Below are 19,212 nucleotides of genomic sequence, written 5' to 3'. Positions count from 1 at the left end.
TTCACCAAACCATAAGACCGCTTCCGGCGCTATGCACACCATGGCGGAGGAAGCCGATAATCCATGCCACCAGGATGGCGGCGACAAAACCGTCCAGACGGTCCAATAGCCCGCCGTGGCCAGGAATTAAGTGACTGGAATCCTTGACGTCGAAGCGCCGCTTGACCGCGGATTCGAACAGATCGCCGCAGGCCGACACGATTGAGAGGACCGCGCTGACGAGCAGCAATGGAACTATCTTTCCAACCCCGCAAGCGGCAAAGGCGACCGCGACCAAAAGGCTCGCGGCAAAGCCGCCGAGCGCCCCTGACCAGGTCTTCTTCGGGCTCACGCGCGGCCACAGCTTCGGTCCGCCGATGCCGCGGCCGGCGAAATAGCCGCCGATATCGGTCGCCCACACCACGAGCAGCACGAACATCAGCGCGGCGAAGCCGTTCACGAAATCCTTCCGCAGCAGGATCGAGGCGAGTAGCGCCGCCGACGCATAGGCAAATCCGGAGGCCGCCCAGACGAACTTGCCCCGCGCGATCACCGTCACGACCGCCCCGCCAATCAGGCCGGTGATGATTGCGGTCTTCAGCGCGCCGAAGGCAACGCACAAGCCCATCGTGGCGATGACGATCGTCCCCGCCCCGGTCAGCGCGGTCGAGCCTGCGCCAACCACCATCAGCCATTCCGCGAACAGTCCGATCGACACCAGGGTGACGAGAAGCGCCCACAGCCAGCCGCCGGCATAAGCGAGCGCAATGGCGAGCGGCGCCAGCACCAGCGCCGCGAGGATTCGCATCACGAGATTGCTCGGGGCAGGCTGAGAGCCGGCCGGTGCGGAGTTGGGCTCGCTCACGAGGCGGTTTTCGCGACCAGGCCGCCGAAACGGCGCTCGCGCCTGGCGAATTCGGCGATTGCGCCTTCCAGCGCCGCCTTGTCGAAATCGGGCCAGTGAATCGGCACGAAGACAAGCTCGCTATAGGCGGCCTGCCACATCAGGAAGTTGGACAGGCGCTGCTCGCCACTGGTGCGGATGATGAGATCGGGATCGGGAATGTCGGGCGCGTCGAGATGCGCCCCCAGTGTCTCGGCATCGATCGTGTCAGGATTGCGCCGGCCCTCGGCGACTTCGCGCGCGAGCTTCTGCGCCGCCTTCGCGATCTCCTGCCGGGAGCCGTAATTGAATGCGACGACGAGCGTGAGGCGCGTGTTATCGCGCGTCAGTTCCTCCGCCTCATTGAGAAGTGCGCAGATGTCGCCCTCCAGCCCATCCCGCTCGCCGATGATGCGTACCTTGACGCCGTCGCGATGCAAGCTCGCCAGATCGTTGCGGATGAAGCGGCGCAACAGGCCGAACAGATCGCCGATCTCGCTCGCCGGACGCGACCAGTTTTCCGAGCTGAAGGAGAAGATGGTGAGATAGCGGATGCCAAGTTCATGCGACGCCCGAACCACGCGACGCAGGGCCTCCACGCCGCGGCGATGGCCCTCCGCCCGTGGCAAGCCGCGCGCGGCCGCCCAACGTCCGTTGCCATCCATGATGATGGCGACATGCGCAGGCGCATCGGACCGTTCTGGTCCTTCCGTTGCGGGCGCGGCGGCGTTGGACATGAGGCTGCCTTAAAGCATGATCCGGACCCGAAGGGCCGCGTTAGCGCAAAGTGCGAAGCGGTTTTCCGTAAATCATGCGCGAACAATAACCTAGAGCGTGATCCATCGTGCTTTAGACGGTGAGGATTTCTTTTTCCTTGGCGGCCAGCAACTGGTCGATCTCGGAGATCGTGCCGTCGGTCGCCTTCTGCACCTCGTCGGCGTGGCGCTTCTGATCGTCCTCGGACATCTCGTGATTCTTCTCGAGCTTCTTGAGAACGTCGAGACCGTCGCGGCGGACGTGGCGCGCAGCGACCTTGGCGGCTTCCGCGTATTTGTGCGCGACCTTGACGAGCTCCTTGCGACGCTCCTCATTGAGTTCGGGGATGCGCAGGCGCAGAACCTGGCCTTCAGTCGCCGGCGACAGGCCGAGATTGGAATCGACGATCGCCTTCTCCACCGCCTTGACCATCGACTTGTCCCAGACCTGCACCGAAATCAGGCGCGGCTCCGGCACGCTGACGGTGGCGAGCTGGTTCAGCGGCATGTGGCTGCCATAGGCGTCGACCTGCACCGGATCGAGCATCGAGGCGGAGGCGCGACCGGTGCGCAGGCCGCCAAGCTCGTGCTTGAGCGACTGGATCGCGCCCTGCATGCGGCGCTTGACTTCGTTGAGATCGAAATTGTCCGTGGCCATCACGTTTCTCCTTCAAAATCCCGGCGACCTCTCCGCACCCCTTCTCTGAGGGTGCAACGACAAGCCGTCAGCCGGCGACAATGGTTCCGTGGCCGCCGCCACGCAGTACAGCACCGATCGAGCCCGGCTCCGCGATCGAGAACACGATGATAGGCAGCGACGTCTCGCGGGCAAGCGCGAAGGCGGTCGCATCCATCACCTTGTAGCCGCCCTCGATCGCCTGCGAATGCGTCAGACGGTCGAATCGCGTCGCCGTCGGGTCTTTCTTCGGGTCGGCCGAGTAGACACCGTCGACATTGGTCGCCTTCAGAACCGCCTGGGCGCCGATCTCGGCTGCGCGCAGCACCGCGGTCGTGTCCGTGGTGAAGAACGGATTACCGGTTCCGCCGCCGAGCAGCACGATCCGGCCCTCGGCGAGGTATTTATGTGCCGCGGTGCGGGTGAACAGCTCGGAAATCTCGGGCATGACGAAGGCCGACAGCGTGCGCGCAGGCGTGCCCTTGCGCTCGATCGTGGCCTCGAGCGCGAGGCAGTTCATCATCGTCGCGAGCATGCCCATGGTATCACCGGTCGGGCGCGACACGCCGCGCGAGGAGACCTCGACGCCGCGAAAGAGATTGCCCCCGCCGATGACGACGGCGACTTCGGTGCCGAGGTGGCGAGCGGCGATCAGATCGTCGGCGACCCGGTCGATGGTCGGTTGATCGATGCCAAAACCCTGCGGTCCCGCGAGATATTCGCCGGACAGCTTGATCACGACGCGACGATAGACCGGATCAGTCATGAGCACTTTCCTTGTCCGGGCGCCGCTTCCGGCGGCACGCCGGAAGGAACGTTCCGGCGCTTACTTCTTGCCGCTGGCCGCCGCGACCTCGGCCGCGAAGTCGCTTTCCTGCTTCTCGATTCCCTCACCGAGAGCATAGCGCACAAAGCCCGCGATTTTCACCGCGCCGCCGACCTTGCCTTCGGCTTCCTTCACCGCCTGCGCCACCGACTTCCCGGTGTCGTGGATGAAGGCCTGCTCGAGCAGGCAAACTTCCTTGTAATAGGTCTTCAGGCCGGACTCGACGATCTTCTCGATCACGTTCTCGGGCTTGCCCTGCTGGCGATATTTGTCGGCGAGCACGTCCTTCTCGCGCTTGACGACCGCCGGATCGAGACCGGACGGATCCAGCGCCAGCGGGTTGGCGGCCGCGACATGCATCGCGATCTGGCGGCCAAGCGTTGCGAGCTCGTCGGCCTTGCCGGGGGATTCCAGTGCCACGATCACGCCCATCTTGCCGGCGCCCTCGACCACCGCGCCATGGACGTAGCTCGACACCACGCCCTGGCTGACCTCGAGCGAAGCTGCGCGGCGCAGCGTCATGTTCTCGCCGATGGTGGCGATTGCGTCATTGATCGCAGTTTCGATCGTGACGTCGCCGACCTTGGCGGCCTTGATCTTGTCGACATCGGCGCCGGTGTTGAATGCGACCTGGGCGATCATCTTGACGAGGCCCTGGAACTGGCCGTTGCGCGCGACGAAGTCAGTCTCGGAATTGACTTCGACCACGACGCCCTTGTTGCCCTTGGTGAGCGCGCCGATCAGACCCTCGGCGGCGACGCGGCCCGACTTCTTGGCGGCCTTCGACAGGCCCTTCTTGCGCAGCCAATCCTGCGCCGCTTCCATGTTGCCGTCGTTTTCGGTCAGCGCGGCCTTGCAGTCCATCATGCCTGCGCCGGTCGACTCGCGCAGGTCCTTGACCATCGCAGCTGTGATCGTTGCCATCGTTCAAAATCCTTTTTGCCTGCCGGTTTGCCGCGGCGCGGCCAGATCGCCTCGCCGCGGTCCATCTCAGGAATTCGCGTCAACTGAAATGGTGGCCGGAGCTTGTCCGGCCAACCCATCGCTCTTTTTGACTATTCCGCTTCCGCGGTCAGCGCCTTGGCCTTGGCCACCCAGGCGTCCGCGCGGCTCGGCAGGCCGACTTCTTCGCCGATCTTGTGCGCGGTATCGTGATCGAGCTCAGCCAGCTGCCAGAAGTGGAAGATGCCGAGATCGTTGAACTTCTTCTCGATCGCGCCCGACACGCCCGGGAGCTTCTTGAGGTCGTCGGACGTCCCGCGCGGGCCGGCAAGGCCTTGGAAGCCGCTCGTGGCGGGCAGCTCTTCTGCGACCGGCCGAACCGAAGCACCGACGTCGATTCCGGAATCGCCCTGCGCGCGTGAAATGCCGTCAATCGCTGCGCGCGCGATCAGATCGCAATAGAGCGCAATCGCGCGGCCGGCGTCGTCATTTCCCGGCACCACATAAGTGATGCCCTTCGGATCCGAATTGGTGTCGACGATCGCCGCGACCGGAATGTTGAGCCGCTGGGCTTCCTGGATCGCGATGTCTTCCTTGTTGGTGTCGATCACGAAGATCAGGTCGGGCAGACCGCCCATGTCCTTGATGCCGCCGAGCGAGCGGTCGAGCTTGTCGCGCTCGCGCTGAAGGGTCAGGCGCTCCTTCTTGGTGTAGGAGGAGGCATCGCCGCCGGCGAGCACGTCGTCGAGATGACGCAGGCGCTTGATCGAGCCCGAGATCGTCTTCCAGTTGGTCAGCGTGCCGCCGAGCCAGCGCGAATTGACGAAGTACTGAGCGCAGCGCTTGGCCGCGTCGGCAACGCCGTCCTGCGCCTGGCGCTTGGTGCCGACGAACAGGATGCGGCCGCCCTTGGCGACGGTGTCGCTGACCGCCTGCAAGGCGTTGTGGAGCAACGGCACGGTCTGCGCGAGGTCGACGATGTGGATGTTGTTGCGGGCGCCGAAAATGAACGGCGCCATTTTCGGATTCCAGCGGTGAGACTGGTGACCAAAGTGCACGCCGGCTTCGAGGAGCTGACGCATAGTGAAATCGGGTAGTGCCATCGTTCTAATTCTCCGGTTGGTTCCTCCGGAAGCGTGTGAGCAGGACAGAGCGTTGTCGCCCCGGCTGCCACCGGACGGCCTTGTGAGCCATGCTTCCGTGTGAGATGGCGCGGTGTATAGCGCGATTTCGGCCAGAAGCAAGGAAATAAGGGCCTTTCGGGGCGGCTTTCGCCCGCAAGAGGCCCCCTTCCGTAAAGATCGCTCCGGCCTAGCCCCTGCCTAGCATCTGGGCTGGTTCGGCGGGCACTTCTTTGCCGCCGGCGGCGGAGCCGGAGGACGCGGTGGAGGTGCTGCCGGGCGCGGCGGCGGCGGTGGCGCGACGGCCATCCGGGGCGGCGGAGGTGGCGCCGGCCGGGCGACCGGCGGCGGCGGCGCGGGCCGCGCCATTGGCGGCGGCGCCGGTCGAGCAACCGCCACGGGTGGAGCCGCCCGTGGCGGTGGCGGCGGCGCAACACGCGGCGGAGGCGGAGGCGCCGGCCGCGCCACGGCCTGAGACCGCGGTGGTGGCGCCGACGGCCGGGCAGCCTGGGCGGGAGCTGCGGTCGGCTGATGCTGCGGCCTGATCGGCTCCCGCGCCGCCGAGGGCGGCGGCGTGACCGGTCGTCCAACTGCGCCAGGAGGCGTGCGGGCAGCAGGCGGCGAACCAGCCGGCTCGCGGGTCGCGGACTTGCCATGGTCCCCAGGCCCGGTCCCGGTCCCGGGCGGGGCCTGGGCCACCGGCGGCTTCGGCGGTTGGCCGGGCACAGCGGCCGGGTTTGTCGCCGTGGGCGCAGTCGCCGGCGCGGCGGCGGTCGGCGCACCGGGATGACCCGGCGGCGTGGTGCCGGGAGCAGCAGTCGTCGGCGCTCCCGCAGGCCCTCCCGGATGGGTCGGCGGCGGTGTGCCGGGAGCAGTGGCCGTGGGCAGCCCGGGTCTGCCGCCCGGCAGTGGCCCGGCTCCCGCTGGCGGTACAGGTGGACCGCCATGGGTGCCGGGAACCGGCAGGGTGTTGGCTTGGGGCAGCTTGGCCGGTGGCGTGGCAAGCGGACTGGCAGGTGGAGTCGTAGGTGGCGTACCGGTCGGTGCGGCATTGGCCGGCCTGGCCGGAGGCATTCCTGGCCTCGCCGTCGGCTGCATCGTCGCGCTCGGCGGCATCGGCGCCTTGCCCTGCTGAATCAGGGCGGCGCGCTGCACGACCGCCTGCGGCATGGCGGGACCAGCCGGATTGGTGCGCCCGGCAATGGCTGGCGCGAGATTGCCCGCTCCGGCACCCGCACCCGCCGGCGGTGCCGGCGGCTGGTTGATCACCGTGTTGATGACCGTCCTGTTATGGATGTTCTGATAGATGATGTTGTTCGGGGGCGGTGCGACATAGACCGGCGGCCTGACGAACACAGGAATTGGCACGAACATCGGCTGCGGCAGCACGAACAGGCCGACCACCGGCATCGGCGGCGACAGCACGACGAAATCCGGCGGCGGCGGTGGCAGATAATAGACCGGCGGCGGCGGTGGCGGCGCAAAGCCAAAATCCGGATCGCTGAAATACAGCACGGGACGCTCGACATAGACCACCTCCTCCGGCGGCGGTGGCGGCACGTCGTAGTCGATCATCGCGAAGCTCGGCGGCGGCTCGGCCGGCGCGGTGAGAATCGCCAAGCGCCGGCGCGCATCCGCCGCATGCGGACCGCGCGGATAGCGACGCAGATACGACCAATAGGCCTCCGGCGTGTCGGTCCGATAGGTCCGCCGCCAGGTGATGGCCTCGCGGCGCGCCGCGACGATCACCATCACGCGCTTCGACAGCGGGTCGCCGGGATAGGCGGAGAGAAACTCTTCGTAGGCCGGCAGCGTGTCGCGCGTGAGCGCGGCGGCATAGGCATCCTGCACGCCGAGATCGCGGATCGGCTTGTTGCGCATCGCGGCGACTTGGTCGGGTGCGGCCTCAGGCGGCGGCGCGTCAGGTCCGCGCTCGAAGAACGAGAATTGCGCCGATATCTTCTGCTCGTTCCAGGGCACTTGCGCGCCCTTGCTGGCCTCGTTGACGCGCAGGCGAACGCGGTCGAACACCTCAGGCAGCGGTAGGCCGCCGGTGCGGATCATCTCCGCCAGCGACTGCGCATAGATGCCGTAAGGTCCAGGCTCCTCGGGCGCCACCGTGCCGGGCGCGGCGTTGAACGCGACCAGCATGTTGGCGTCGGGCTCGACCAGCGCAAGTCCGCTCGCGATCTGCTGGCCGCCCTCCACGAAGGGCTGCGCCCGCGCAGCGTCGAGCACGACGATGTTGGCCTTGAGCGGAACGGAGGCGAGCTGGCGGAGATAGTCGCCGATGCGCAGGCCTTCGGTCGGAATGTCGGTGTCGCGGGTGATGTTGGAATCGACCGGGATGAAGTAGTTCTCACCGGCAAGTTGCACGCCATAGCCGGCGAGGTAGACCATCGCGACGGTGCCCGGTCCGGAGGCCTGCGCCTTCTGGATGAAATCGCGAAAGCTCTTGCGCAGCGTGTCGCCGTCGAGATCGCGGGCGCCGACGACGTCGAAGCCCGCCGCCTGCAGCGTCTGCGCGATCAGGCCGGCATCGTTTGCCGTCGTCGCCAGCGGCGACTTGGCATAGGCGCCGTTGCCGACCACGAGCGCCATACGCTTTTCCTGCTGCTGTGCACGCGCCGGATCCGGCGCGCCCGCGGCAAGGACCGCGATTGGCAGGAGAAGGCAAATGAAGGCTCGGAGCGTCCCACGCATGACTTGCTTGCCCGTTTTTGTTGTTGAGATGCCGCCACGCATCAGACGCGTGGCGAGCTGAATGACACTTGAACGAAAGGCTTCCAAATAACGAAGGCTTGGATTGAGGCGGCGGCATGGCGCCCGGCACCAACGCCAGGGCGCCTGCGTCAGCCTCGCGACAACGAACCGGCGCGAGCCGGTTCGTCTCGTCAGACCTGCGCGATCAGGTCGACCGTTCCCGTCGTGAGCCGATAGATGCCGCCGACGACCTTCAGCTTGCCCTGCTCCACGGCCGCATTGAGGATCGGCGCTGCCGACTTCAGCTTCGCGACGTTGTCGATGACGTTCTGCCGGATCGCCTTGTCGAGGACGTCCCCACCCTGCTGCATCGCAGCCTTCGCTGCAGGCGTGATCGCATCGACCAGCGATGGAATATGGCCTGGCGGCGGCTTGTTGTCCTTGATCGCCTTCAGCGTCGCATCGACCGCGCCGCAAGCGTCATGGCCGAGCACGAGGATCAGCGGCGCATTCAGCACGGCCACCGCGTATTCCATGCTGGCGATGGTTTCGGTGCCGGCAAAATTTCCGGCGACGCGGCAAACGAACAGATCGCCGCGGCCAGTGTCGAAGGCATATTCCGGCGCGATGCGCGAATCGGCACAGCTCAGTACGGCCGCGAACGGATTCTGTCCGCCGACCAACGCCTCGCGCTCGTGCTTGAAATCGTGCCGCCGCGACACGCCGTCGACATAGCGGGCATTGCCTTCCGTCAGGCGCTTCAATGATGCGTCGGGCGACAGCACGTTCTGCGGCTTGGGCGGCGCCTTGGTCTCTTTGGCGAAGGCTCTGCCGGTCAGGGCGAGGCCGAGCGCCGAGGCACCCAACAACATCGCGGATCGTCGCGACGGCGCGATCCTCTCATGTGGGGATTCATTGCACTTGTCGCACATGTCACGTTCCCTCCCGGCGCGATGGACGAACGGCCTCACGGCGATCATAGCCGCAACGCTGTGACGACACCACAAATGACGGTGCGGGCGGAGCTCGAATTTCGCGCGGAGGCTATTCTGCCAACCGAAGCTCTGCGATCGTCGTCCTGGCGGCCGGTTCATCCAAGGGCAGGAAATCCAGCGGTCCCTGATTTTTATAGCCGGACGTCATCGCAAGCGTGAGACCCCAGCCCAGCACCCCCGTGCTCGCATTCGCGATCATGGCGCTCTTGCGCTGACTGAAGCGCGCTACGAAGAACACGGTCTGGCCGGACTGAGCCGAAAAGTCCACGCGCGTGACGCCGAGCGCCGCCTCCTCTGCTACGAACTGGTGCTGGCCTGCCGGGCGATCGACATAGACATATGTCCCGGTCTTCAGACCCTTGATCGGCGTACCGTCGAGGGAAAATTCCCAGTCCGGATCGCCGATGCCGCCGAAGCCCTTCTCGCGAAACACGACGACGCGGGCCTGCCCGGCTTTCGGCGGACCCAGCTTTCGTACCGTCTCCGAATATCCAAGCCCGCTCCTCGCCGTCTCACAGCCGCACAGCAGTGCCGCAGCCACGAGCAATACCAGCCCACGCAATAGCATCACGCCCCCAAATTTTCCCCGAGTGCATGCTAACCGAAAACAGCGAAAGGTTGCAACAGGGCCGCCGCATGTCCCGCGCAAGACATACAGCCGCCTGCAACACCGTGCGCGTTGCTAGAGCTGCTGCACGTCCACCACACCGGCGACCGCCTTGATGGCGCCGGCGATCTGCGGCGAGACCTTGAAGCGGCCGGGCAGCTTCATCTCGACCTCGGTTTCGAGGTCGAGCATCATGACCAGCGAGACCTCGCCGTCGCCGTTGGAGCGGGGCGCGATGCCCGGACTGCCGACCTTCGGCGCGGCGCCGTTCGCCATGTCGGGGCCGGCGAGACGCTTGGCGATCGATTCCAGCGGCTTGGTGTCGCGCACGAAGATGCGCAGGCCCTTCTGCGTCTTGGCCGCGGCCTCGTCCAGCGGCTCGGCGTGCAGCACGCGCGCGCGGACGTCCTCGCCCTGGAGCTCGGCGCCGAGCTGGAGCAGCACCGCGGCGCCCGGTTCCAGGACGTCGCGATATTGCGCGAGGCCTTCGGAGAACAGCACCGCCTCAAAGTGACCCGTGGGATCAGAGAGCCCCATGATGCCCATCTTGTTGCCGGTCTTGGTCCGCCGCTCCATGCGCGACACCACGGTGGCCGCGACCTTGCCGGCGGTGGCGCCGGTCTTCACCGCGCGGGAGAACTCGGCCCAGGACTGCACGCGCAGCCGCTTCAGCACGGTGGCGTAATCGTCGAGCGGATGTCCCGACAGGAAGAAGCCGATCGCGTCATATTCGCGGCGCAGCCGCTCGGCCGGCAACCAGGGCTCGATCTGCGGCAGCATGATGGTCGGCGCGTCGGCCGAGCTGCCGAACATGTCGTTCTGGCCGATGGTTGCAGCTTCGTTCGCCCGCTGGCACGCGGCGAGAATCGAGTCGGCGCCGGCGAAGACCCGCGCCCTGTTCGGCTCCAGCGTGTCGAAGGCGCCCGCGGCGGCGAGGCTTTCGATGATGCGCTTGTTGATCGCGCGCGGCGACACCCGCGCGGCAAAGTCGGCGAGCGAGGTGAACAAGCCGTTTTTGGTCCGCTCCGCGATGATCTGCTCGACGGCCGCAATACCGACGCCCTTCAGCGCCGCGAGCGCGTAGTAGATGGTCTTGTCGCCGACCTCGAAAGTCGCGCCGGAACGGTTGACATTGGGCGGCTCGACCTTGATGCCGAGGCGCTGCGCCTCGGCGCGGAATTCGGACAGCTTGTCGGTATTGTTGAGATCAAGCGTCATCGACGCGGCGATGAACTCCACCGGGTAATGCGCCTTCATGTAGGCGGTGTGGTAGGACACCAGCGCATAGGCCGCCGCGTGGCTCTTGTTGAAGCCGTAGTCGGCGAATTTCGCCAGCAGCTCGAAGATGGTATCGGCCTGCCCCTTCGGCACGCCGTTCTTCACTGCGCCTGCGACGAAGATCTCGCGCTGCTTCTCCATCTCGGCGCGGATCTTCTTGCCCATGGCGCGGCGCAGCAGGTCGGCGTCGCCAAGCGAATAGCCCGACATCACCTGCGCGATCTGCATCACCTGTTCCTGGTAGATGATGACGCCGAAGGTCTCCTTGAGAATCGGCTCCAGCACGGGGTGGAGATATTCCGGCTCCTCGTCGCCGTGCTTGCGCGCGCAATAGGTCGGGATGTTCGCCATCGGACCCGGTCGATAGAGCGCGACCAGCGCGATGATGTCCTCGAAACGGTCGGGGCGCATGTCGACCAGCGCGCGCCGCATGCCCTGGCTTTCAACCTGGAACACGCCGACCACCTCGCCGCGCGCCAGCATCTGGTAGCTTTCGGCATCGTCGATCGGCAGCGTCGCGAGATCGACGTGGATGTTGCGCGGCTTGAGCAGTTTGCACGCGACGTCGAGTACGGTCAGCGTTTTCAGGCCGAGGAAGTCGAACTTCACGAGGCCCGCGGGCTCGACCCATTTCATGTTGAACTGGGTCACCGGCATGTCGGATTTGGGATCGCGATACATCGGCACGAGTTCGCTCAGCGGCCGATCGCCGATCACGATGCCGGCCGCATGCGTCGAGGCGTGACGGGTCAGGCCTTCGAGGCGCTGCGCGATGTCGAAGGCGCGCGCCACCACCGGATCCTCGTCGCGGAACGCCTGGAGTTTTGGCTCGCTCTCGATCGCGGCGGCCAGCGTCACCGGCGCGGCCGGATTCTGCGGCACGAGTTTTGTGAGCTTGTCGACCTGGCCATAGGGCATCTGCAGCACGCGGCCGACGTCGCGCAGCACGCCGCGCGCCTGCAGCGTCCCGAAGGTGATGATCTGCGCGACCTGGTCGCGACCGTAGCGCTCCTGGACGTACCTGATCACCTCGCCGCGGCGATCCTGGCAGAAGTCGATGTCGAAGTCCGGCATCGAGACGCGTTCCGGATTGAGGAAGCGCTCGAACAGCAGGCCGAACTTGATCGGGTCGAGGTCGGTGATGGTCAGCGCCCACGCCACCAGCGAGCCTGCGCCGGAGCCGCGGCCCGGCCCGACCGGGATGCCCTGGCCCTTTGCCCATTTGATGAAGTCGGAGACGATCAGAAAGTAGCCCGCGTATTTCATGCGCATGATGACGTCGAGCTCGAACGCAAGCCGCGCGTTGTAATCTTCTTCCGTCGTGCCTTGCGAGAGGCCGTGCACGCGCAGGCGGTTGGCGAGCCCCTCCTCCGCCTGCCGCTTCAATTCGGCCGCCTCGACTGCGGCGGCATCGGAGCTTGCGGCAGCGCCGACCGTGAAGAACGGCAGGATCGGCTTGCGCGTCATCGGCCGGAACGAGCAGCGCTCGGCGATCTCCACCGTCGAGGCCAGCGCCTCCGGAATGTCGGCGAACAGCACCGCCATCTCGGCGCGGGTCTTGAAGCGGTGATCGGGCGTGAGCTGCTCGCGCTCGGTCTCCGCGATCAGCCGCCCGCCGGCGATGCAGAGCAGCGCGTCATGGGCTTCATAATCGTCGGTCGTGGCGAAATACGGCTCGTTGGTCGCAACCAGCGGCAGGCCCTTGGTGTAGGCGATGTCAATCAGGCTGCTTTCGACCCGCCGCTCCTTCTCGATGTTGTGGCGCTGCAATTCGATGTAGAGACGGTCTCCGAACAGGCTGGCCAGACGCTCGCAGCGCGCCGCCGCGAGCTCGGTATAACCGCCGGCAAGCGCCAGCGAGATCGGTCCGTCCGGACCGCCCGTCAGCGCGATCAGACCTTCGGTCTCGCCTTCGAGCCAGTCGAACTTGATGTGGGGAGCATGAGTGTCGGGCGTCTCCAGGAACGCGCGCGAGTTCAGCCGCATCAGGCTGCGATAGCCGCGCTCCTGCGCGGCCAGCAGCACCACGCGCGAGGGCAGCAGCACGTTGCGCGCATTGGGATCCTGGTCGCCGAACTCGATCGCGATCTCGCAGCCCACGATCGGCTGGATACCGGAGCCCGCCATCTTGTCGGAGAACTCCAGCGCACCGAACATGTTGTCGGTGTCGGTCAACGCCAGCGCCGGCTGATGGTCTTTCTTCGCTAGCTCGGCGAGCTTGGCGATCTTGATCGAGCCCTTGAGCAGCGAATAGGCCGAGTGAACGTGAAGGTGGACAAATCCGGCGCTCGGCATGGTCGCGTGACGGCCTCTTGCAGATGAGATGGAGCGGTCACCGGCACCGGAGGCATCCTGCACTCGCCCGGCCGACTCGCCTCATAATGGTGGGGCGTCATGGTGCCAGAGTCCACGCCGGAGCGGCCGATCGGCCGCGTCGTCCTGCTTTTCCCCAACCTAGGCCCGCGCCTAGAGCTGCGGGAGCACCTGGGCCCAGATCGCAATCATCCCGACAAACAGCGCGATCGACGCCAACGCGGCGGCCTCTTCAACGAAAATCCTGAACATGGCTTACTCCATGGTGAGAACGTATGAAGAACATTGTTCTCATTTCGTTCTCAGGAGTCAAGCCATCTCGACCATCTCCAAACAGAATGGTTAACCCGCTGAATTTAAGCAACAAAAAAGCCCCGGCCGATGGCCGGGGCTTTCGCCAACCGCTCGAAGTCGAGCGATCGATAGCAGTCTTTTACTCAGTAACGGCCGAGGCTCGGGCCGCCGAACTTGTAGTTCAAGCGAACGAGGCCCATGTCGACGTCCTGGCGGATGCGATCGGTGCCAACCAGGCCTGCGAACGTGACGTTCTTGTCCTGCAGGAAGATGTGGTTGTACTCGACGCCAACCGACCAGTTCGGGGCGAAACCGTACTCGAGGCCGGCACCGATCGTGCCACCCCAACGGGTCTGATCGTTCGAGGACAGCAGCGCCCCGCCAAGGGTCGAGACTTCATACTTGCTGCCGGCGACAGCCGCACCGCCCTTGGCGTAAAGGAGGACGTTGTTCCAGGCGTAGCCGATCTGACCGGTGATCAGACCGAACGAGTCGATCTTGGAGCGGTTGCGCGTCGCGAACAGCGCGCTGACGTTGTCGCCCGAGAAGTCAGCCCAGTTGCCCTGACCTTCGATACCGAACACCCACTGGCCCGACTGCATGCGGTAGCCGATCTGGCCGCCGACCGTGCCGCCGGTCGCATCGTGCGAACCCTCGCGGCCACCGCCGACGAGATCCCAAGTCGAATGGGCGGAACCGCCGCCGCCGTTGACGCCGATGTAGAAGCCGCTCCAGTCGTAGATCGCGGCGACCATCGCCGGCGCCTTGGTGTAAGGCCGCGCAGCGAGGTCAGCAGCCACCGCCGGTGCGGTCGCGCCGAGCGCGACAAGGCTCACAGCAGCAAGCAACAGATTCTTGTTCATTTGATTCCCGTTCCAGTTTCGTCGTTAGGCCCCCGGGCCGTAGCGTCGTCATAGCAGCGCTCGACAGAATTGCTGTAACCTCGACGCCACAGTTCGCGCCAAAGGATCGCGCTTCATTAATGAAGATTTACCAGCGCGCGCGGGAAACCCTTTGAAACAAGAGTTTTCATGAGTTCCATTGTCGACTACACGACATACGCAGCATGCGCGCGTAACAACGTCGCGCGCACGTTCGCGTGATTGGAGAATCGAATGCGCAGACGAATTGCTCTCCCCATTGTCGCCACATTTTCGCTCGCCCTCGCCACATTTGGTTTCACGCTTAGCGCAAGCGTGCCTGCGCGCGCGTTCGGGACCCACCATGCCTTCTGCCTCACCGGCGATGAATGGCCGGGGCTGAGCAATTGCACGTTCGACACTTACGCGCAGTGCCAGGCGAGTTCGTCGGGCCGCGCGCTCACCTGCATCGCGAACCCGTATTTCGCAGGCCAGAGCGACGATCCCTACGCGTATCAGAACAGGCCGCGCGCGCAGGTGCCGGGTTATTCGCCCGGTTACTATTTGCCGCGCTGAGATGCGTCGCGCTCGCTTCGCGCTCCTCGCGATCGGCCTGCTGCTCGCCGGCGCGCCTGCGCACGCGCAGACCTACGATCCGAGCTATCCGGTCTGCATGCAGATCTACGGTCCCGTCGGCTATTTCGATTGCCGCTACACCTCTCTCGAGCAGTGCAGATTTTTAGCCCTCGGTCGGTCAGCGACGTGCGTGGCGAACCCGTATTTTGCGCAGAAGAAGCCCCCTCGCCACTCGCGGCGCGTCAATTAAATCGGGACTTCGATATGCGGCCCGCCTTGCGTTGAGCTTCCGACGCCACGCTCGGCAATCTGGTCGGCGAGACCGGCGCCGCCGCTGGCTCTGGATGATCGAACCCGTTCGGATGCTGCCCGAGATCCGGTGGCTTGAGGAGCCTCCTTAACCAGCCATCGTAACGATCAACGGTCCGCTTCGCGTGGCGATCACGGTGTGCTCGTATTGAACGGTCGGCGCCTCGGGGCTGCTGTAGAGCGTCCATGGATCATCGCCATCCTCTGCCCATTCCGCGCCAAGGGACAGGAACGGCTCGACGGTGAACACGAGGCCTTCGCTCATGATGCGGCGTTCGGAGCGGTCGGGCCACGTTGCGATCTCCGTCGGCTCCTGGTGGAGCGACAGGCCGACGCCGTGACTGGCAAGGTTCCTGACCAGGCTGTAACCGTTCTTCCGCGCAAAGGTCCCGATGGCCTGACCGATACCGGCAATCGGTTTGCCGGCTCCGACCTGCTGCAGGCCCGTCCACATCGCCCGCCGGCCGTCCCTGCAAAGACGTTCGACCGCGCGGGTTGCGGGTGGAACGGCGAATGAGGCTCCCGTATCCGCAAAGAAGCCGTTCTTCTCGGCTGACACGTCGATGTTCACGAGGTCCCCGCGCGCGATCCGCCGATCGCCGGGGATGCCATGAGCGATCTCCTCGTTCACGCTGATGCAGGTTGCGCCCGGAAAGTCGTAGGCCAGCTCCGGAGCCGAACGTGCACCGGCGGCCTCCAGCAGCGTTCGCCCGATCTGGTCGAGCTCGGAGGTGGACATGCCCGGCTCGAGCGCCTTTCCCATTGCCTCCAGGGTATTGGCGACAATGCGCCCGATCTCCTTCAGGCGCGCGAGGTCGTTGTCATCCGAGATTGTCATGTCATGCTCTTCCGAAAGCCGGGACATAGCCCTTGTGAAGGCAGCTTGCAAACGGAAGAGATCGTTTCCAAAACGCGTTCAGATCTCGTCGAGCAAGGTGCGGACTTTGGCAGCCAGGTCTTCGATAGCGAAGGGCTTGGGAAGCAGATGCTTGCCGGCATCGAGCACGCCATTGTGAACGATTGCATTGCGCGTGTAGCCGGTGGTGAACAGCACTTTCAGCGCCGGGTATCGTTTCGACAGCTCGGCCGCCAGCTCGGCGCCGGTCATGTCGGGCATGACGACATCCGTGAACAGCAGATCTGGAACGAAACCATTTTCGATCGTCCTGATCGCCTCTTTGGCGCTGGCTGCCTCGATGACGTTGTAGCCAAGTTCGCGCAGGCTTTCGGACGAAATGTTGCGGACGCGCTCGTCGTCTTCCACGACGAGAATGGTTTCGTTCTGATGGCTTGCACCGGCGGGTATTTCTTCCTGTGACAGAGCTGAGCCCGCCTCCTCGCCGGCGAAGCGTGGAAGGTAGATCTTCACGGTCGTGCCAACATCGACTTCCGAGTAAATTTTGACATGGCCGCCCGACTGCCGCACGAAACCGTAGACCTGACTGAGGCCGAGACCGGTGCCCCTGCCCACGACCTTGGTCGTGAAAAACGGATCGAACACCTTGCCCAGCACGTCGGCCGGAATTCCCGTGCCGTTGTCCGTCACGGCCACGAGAACGTACTGCCCGGGTGCGAGTGCATACTCGCGAGCATATTTTCGGTCTATCGAGACGTTGCTGGTTTCTACTGTCAGCCTGCCGCCCTTCGGCATGGCATCGCGCGCATTGACCGCGAGGTTGATCATCGCGCTTTCCAGCTGGGCCGGGTCTGCCTTGACCCGCCAGAGGCCAGCCGCCAGCACCGTCTCGAGGCGGATCAGCTCGCCCAGCGAGCGCTCGAGCAACTCGCTCATCCCGCCGACCATCTTGTTGATGTCCACGACCTCAGGCGCGAGCGGCTGTTGGCGCGAGAACGCGAGCAGCCTCTGCGTCAACGTGGCTGCGCGATTTGCACCGTCGATGGCGCCCTCGATGAAGCGGTCTATGCTGACCTCTCCCCTGCCGAGCCGCCGCTTGGCAAGATTCAGGCTGCCGAGAATCACGGCCAGCATATTGTTGAAGTCGTGGGCAATGCCGCCGGTCAACTGCCCGACGGCTTCCATCTTCTGGGATTGCCGCAATTGCTCTTCGGCCTTCATGCGCTCGGCAATTTCGTCGGCAACACGTTGCTCCAATCCGGCGTTGAGCGCCTCGAGCCGGGTCAAGAGCTGGGCGTTGTCGATAGCGGTGGCGGCATGGCCCGCAATACCAAGCAACGCGGACTCCTGCTCGGCTTGGAATTTACCCGTCTCGGCGTGACCGAAGAAAAGTCCGCCGAAAACTTCGCCGGTGCGCGAGATCACAGGGACCGCCAGGTAGGATCGGACCGGAAGATGGCCCTCGGGCATGCCTTTCCGCGGCGCGTTCTTGCCATAGCGGGGGTCCCGCAGGATATCGTCGGACCTCACCACGCCGGAGCCCTCGAAGGTCGGGCCAAAGACGGCTGTGTTACGCGGCATCGGAAAGTTTTCAAACGCGGATCGCGGCGCACCAGACAGCGAATACAGCATGTAGCTGCCGCCATCCGGCGCCAGAACGTTGTAGAAAAAGGCGCCGAATTGAGCACCGGTGAGTCCGACGCCGGCATCCGTCACGATCTGGACGATCTTGTCGAGGTCGCGTTCGCGAGAGACCGAGGCCCCGGTATCATTGAGTATTCTGAGATGACGCTCGGTTTTCTTTTGCGCGGTGATATCCAGAACCGTTCCGATGAACCGAACAGCTTGGCCGTTGGCAAAGATGGCTTGACCGGTCGCGGCGATCCAGCGTTCGACCCCATCCTCGATGCCAATGGTCCGGTATTCCATGTTGTAGTTTGCCGGCGCGTGCGGCGTCAGCGCCGCGGAGACGGCCTCGTGGGCGCGCTGCCTGTCTTCGGGATGAAGGCCCTTCAGGAACGACCCTTCATAGCTGACTTCGGCGTCCGGCGATAAACCGAACACCTCCTTGCAGCGGCTATCCCATCGAAGAACGTTGTTGACCGGGTCGTAGTCCCAGGTGCCGATACCAGCCGCCTTGTTTGCAAGCGTCAGTCGTTCGGCGGCCTCCCGCGCCGCCTGTTCCGATCGGACGCGCTCGATGTGGGCCCACGACCGTTCGGTCACTTCGGTGAGCAAGGCGAGTTCGCGCGGCGTCCACTGGTGCGGGCCCCGGTGATGGATCGCCATCAAGGCGGTGAGTTGCCCTTCTTTGACCAAGGGCATGCAAATCGTCGAACCGATCCCGATGTTCTGGAAAGTGGCGGCTTCCTCAGGCGCAAGCTCCTTCAAATTGTCATTGATGATCAGGGGCCTGCCGGCGCCGAGCTCTCGCACCGCCTTCTTCCCGAAGTCAGCCAGGCTGTAGTGACCAAGGATATGCACCGCGCCCGGCGCCGCCCAATCCCCGCGTATGGTGAAGCCGTCCTGGTCGGGATCCATATCGGCATAGGCACAGCTCGATACCTCGAGATGCTCGCCAAGCATCCTGGTCGTCACCGCCATCACGCCGTCGGCATCGCGGGTCCTGGCCGTCTCCTTGTTGAGTGCGTCCAGGAAAAGCAGCCGGGCTTCGTTCTCCCGCACGGCCGTCTCAGCACGGCGACGCTCAACGGCCGTGCGCGTACGCTCGGCAACATCGCGAATGAGCTCCAGCTCTTCGGGGCTCCATTCGCGCGGCCCGGCATTGTTCAAATACAGCAGCGCCACGACCCCATCGGCCTCCGAGATCGGCATGTTGACGAGCGCACGCGCAGAGATCGCCTCGAGAGCCTCGGCACGATCGCCGACGCGAGGGTCTTTTTCAGCATCGGCACAGATGACGGTCTCGCCCCGCTTGAGATCTTCGATGTAGCTGCCATAGTCGCGGAAGCGCAGCACGCCTGCGAGGCTCAGGATGCCCGGTGCGTTCCAGTCGCGGACAATGGTGATGGTCTCGGCTGAGGTGTCGACCGTGCCATAGCCCGCCCGGCTGACGTTCAGGCTGCGGCCGAGCAGTTCCGCCGCAGCATAGGCGAGATCGTCGGGATTGCTGATCTCTCGGATGAAGTCGCCGAGTGTGGCTAAGACGGAATTGCGATCGGCCGAGCGGATCCCGGTCGCTGTCGTCATTGGTCTTCCCCTGCCACGTTCCTAGCTCC

15 protein-coding genes are annotated in these 19,212 nt (G+C 64.9%); 2 read left to right on the top strand and 13 right to left on the bottom strand.

Annotation, left to right across the window (positions count from 1 at the left end):
- Position 1 precedes the first annotated feature (1 nt).
- From IVA93_RS17625 to IVA93_RS17575, 11 genes are all read right to left on the bottom strand, one after another.
- Positions 2 to 844 carry a phosphatidate cytidylyltransferase gene (locus IVA93_RS17625; RefSeq protein WP_085353283.1) on the bottom strand — a complete coding sequence of 281 codons (843 nt, stop codon included), beginning with the start codon at positions 842 to 844 and terminating at the stop codon, positions 2 to 4.
- The gene (locus IVA93_RS17620) at positions 841 to 1,599 is read right to left on the bottom strand and encodes an isoprenyl transferase (RefSeq protein ID WP_085353284.1); all 759 of its coding nucleotides are present in this window, start codon (positions 1,597 to 1,599) and stop codon (positions 841 to 843) included. Before IVA93_RS17620 ends, IVA93_RS17625 begins: the two co-directional genes overlap by 4 nt.
- 112 nt (positions 1,600 to 1,711) lie before the next feature.
- Entirely contained in the window at positions 1,712 to 2,275 is a 564-nt protein-coding gene (gene frr / locus IVA93_RS17615; RefSeq protein WP_007603628.1) for a ribosome recycling factor, read from the bottom strand.
- A 67-nt stretch (positions 2,276 to 2,342) separates the two neighbouring features.
- A complete protein-coding gene (gene pyrH, locus IVA93_RS17610; protein ID WP_018455040.1) occupies positions 2,343 to 3,059 on the bottom strand; it encodes a UMP kinase in 717 nt (238 codons plus the stop codon).
- 60 nt (positions 3,060 to 3,119) lie between these two features.
- Positions 3,120 to 4,043, bottom strand: coding sequence for a translation elongation factor Ts (gene tsf / locus IVA93_RS17605; protein WP_018455041.1), 924 nt, complete (start codon positions 4,041 to 4,043; stop codon positions 3,120 to 3,122).
- Positions 4,044 to 4,174: 131 nt separating this feature from the next.
- Positions 4,175 to 5,164, bottom strand: a complete 990-nt coding sequence (locus tag IVA93_RS17600; RefSeq protein ID WP_007603625.1) for a 30S ribosomal protein S2 — start codon at positions 5,162 to 5,164, stop codon at positions 4,175 to 4,177.
- Positions 5,165 to 5,383: 219 nt separating this feature from the next.
- Positions 5,384 to 7,885, bottom strand: coding sequence for a caspase family protein (locus IVA93_RS17595; protein ID WP_204511322.1), 2,502 nt, complete (start codon positions 7,883 to 7,885; stop codon positions 5,384 to 5,386).
- A 191-nt stretch (positions 7,886 to 8,076) separates the two neighbouring features.
- Positions 8,077 to 8,817, bottom strand: a complete 741-nt coding sequence (locus IVA93_RS17590; RefSeq protein ID WP_085353578.1) for a carbonic anhydrase — start codon at positions 8,815 to 8,817, stop codon at positions 8,077 to 8,079.
- Positions 8,818 to 8,929: 112 nt separating this feature from the next.
- Positions 8,930 to 9,448, bottom strand: a complete 519-nt coding sequence (locus IVA93_RS17585; protein WP_027518200.1) for a hypothetical protein — start codon at positions 9,446 to 9,448, stop codon at positions 8,930 to 8,932.
- A 114-nt stretch (positions 9,449 to 9,562) separates the two neighbouring features.
- A complete protein-coding gene (dnaE, locus tag IVA93_RS17580) occupies positions 9,563 to 13,060 on the bottom strand; it encodes a DNA polymerase III subunit alpha (RefSeq protein WP_204511323.1) in 3,498 nt (1,165 codons plus the stop codon).
- A gap of 455 nt (positions 13,061 to 13,515) precedes the next feature.
- A complete protein-coding gene (locus IVA93_RS17575) occupies positions 13,516 to 14,235 on the bottom strand; it encodes an outer membrane protein (RefSeq protein WP_085394829.1) in 720 nt (239 codons plus the stop codon).
- Positions 14,236 to 14,487: 252 nt separating this feature from the next.
- On the opposite strand from IVA93_RS17575, the gene IVA93_RS17570 reads away from it, so the two are divergent.
- Both IVA93_RS17570 and IVA93_RS17565 read left to right on the top strand, forming a co-directional pair.
- Positions 14,488 to 14,808, top strand: coding sequence for a DUF3551 domain-containing protein (locus IVA93_RS17570; RefSeq protein ID WP_018455047.1), 321 nt, complete (start codon positions 14,488 to 14,490; stop codon positions 14,806 to 14,808).
- 1 nt (position 14,809) lies between these two features.
- Positions 14,810 to 15,058 (top strand): DUF3551 domain-containing protein, encoded by a 249-nt coding sequence (locus tag IVA93_RS17565; protein WP_018455048.1) that lies wholly within the window; start codon positions 14,810 to 14,812, stop codon positions 15,056 to 15,058.
- Positions 15,059 to 15,205: 147 nt separating this feature from the next.
- Here IVA93_RS17565 and map read toward each other — a convergent pair whose 3' ends face one another.
- Both map and IVA93_RS17555 read right to left on the bottom strand, forming a co-directional pair.
- Positions 15,206 to 15,955: a type I methionyl aminopeptidase gene (map, locus tag IVA93_RS17560; RefSeq protein ID WP_204511325.1), complete on the bottom strand. Its 750-nt coding sequence runs from the start codon at positions 15,953 to 15,955 to the stop codon at positions 15,206 to 15,208.
- Positions 15,956 to 16,033: 78 nt separating this feature from the next.
- Positions 16,034 to 19,183 carry a GAF domain-containing protein gene (locus IVA93_RS17555; protein WP_018455050.1) on the bottom strand — a complete coding sequence of 1,050 codons (3,150 nt, stop codon included), beginning with the start codon at positions 19,181 to 19,183 and terminating at the stop codon, positions 16,034 to 16,036.
- Between the last annotated feature and the right edge of the window lie 29 nt (positions 19,184 to 19,212).

Origin of the sequence: Bradyrhizobium sp. 155 (assembly GCF_023101105.1) — a bacterium.
Lineage (GTDB): Bacteria > Pseudomonadota > Alphaproteobacteria > Rhizobiales > Xanthobacteraceae > Bradyrhizobium > Bradyrhizobium canariense_D.
This window is presented reverse-complemented; position numbering and strand designations above follow the sequence as displayed.

Excerpts from the sequence above, each read along its gene's own strand:
- IVA93_RS17620 (WP_085353284.1), bottom strand. The coding sequence starts at position 1,599 with ATGTCCAACGCCGCCGCGCCCGCAACGGAAGGACCAGAACGGTCCGAT.
- frr (WP_007603628.1), bottom strand. The coding sequence starts at position 2,275 with ATGGCCACGGACAATTTCGATCTCAACGAAGTCAAGCGCCGCATGCAG.
- pyrH (WP_018455040.1), bottom strand. The coding sequence starts at position 3,059 with ATGACTGATCCGGTCTATCGTCGCGTCGTGATCAAGCTGTCCGGCGAA.
- tsf (WP_018455041.1), bottom strand. The coding sequence starts at position 4,043 with ATGGCAACGATCACAGCTGCGATGGTCAAGGACCTGCGCGAGTCGACC.
- IVA93_RS17600 (WP_007603625.1), bottom strand. The coding sequence starts at position 5,164 with ATGGCACTACCCGATTTCACTATGCGTCAGCTCCTCGAAGCCGGCGTG.
- IVA93_RS17595 (WP_204511322.1), bottom strand. The coding sequence starts at position 7,885 with ATGCGTGGGACGCTCCGAGCCTTCATTTGCCTTCTCCTGCCAATCGCG.
- IVA93_RS17590 (WP_085353578.1), bottom strand. The coding sequence starts at position 8,817 with ATGTGCGACAAGTGCAATGAATCCCCACATGAGAGGATCGCGCCGTCG.
- IVA93_RS17585 (WP_027518200.1), bottom strand. The coding sequence starts at position 9,448 with ATGCTATTGCGTGGGCTGGTATTGCTCGTGGCTGCGGCACTGCTGTGC.
- dnaE (WP_204511323.1), bottom strand. The coding sequence starts at position 13,060 with ATGCCGAGCGCCGGATTTGTCCACCTTCACGTTCACTCGGCCTATTCG.
- IVA93_RS17575 (WP_085394829.1), bottom strand. The coding sequence starts at position 14,235 with ATGAACAAGAATCTGTTGCTTGCTGCTGTGAGCCTTGTCGCGCTCGGC.
- IVA93_RS17570 (WP_018455047.1), top strand. The coding sequence starts at position 14,488 with ATGCGCAGACGAATTGCTCTCCCCATTGTCGCCACATTTTCGCTCGCC.
- IVA93_RS17565 (WP_018455048.1), top strand. The coding sequence starts at position 14,810 with ATGCGTCGCGCTCGCTTCGCGCTCCTCGCGATCGGCCTGCTGCTCGCC.
- map (WP_204511325.1), bottom strand. The coding sequence starts at position 15,955 with ATGACAATCTCGGATGACAACGACCTCGCGCGCCTGAAGGAGATCGGG.
- IVA93_RS17555 (WP_018455050.1), bottom strand. The coding sequence starts at position 19,183 with ATGACGACAGCGACCGGGATCCGCTCGGCCGATCGCAATTCCGTCTTA.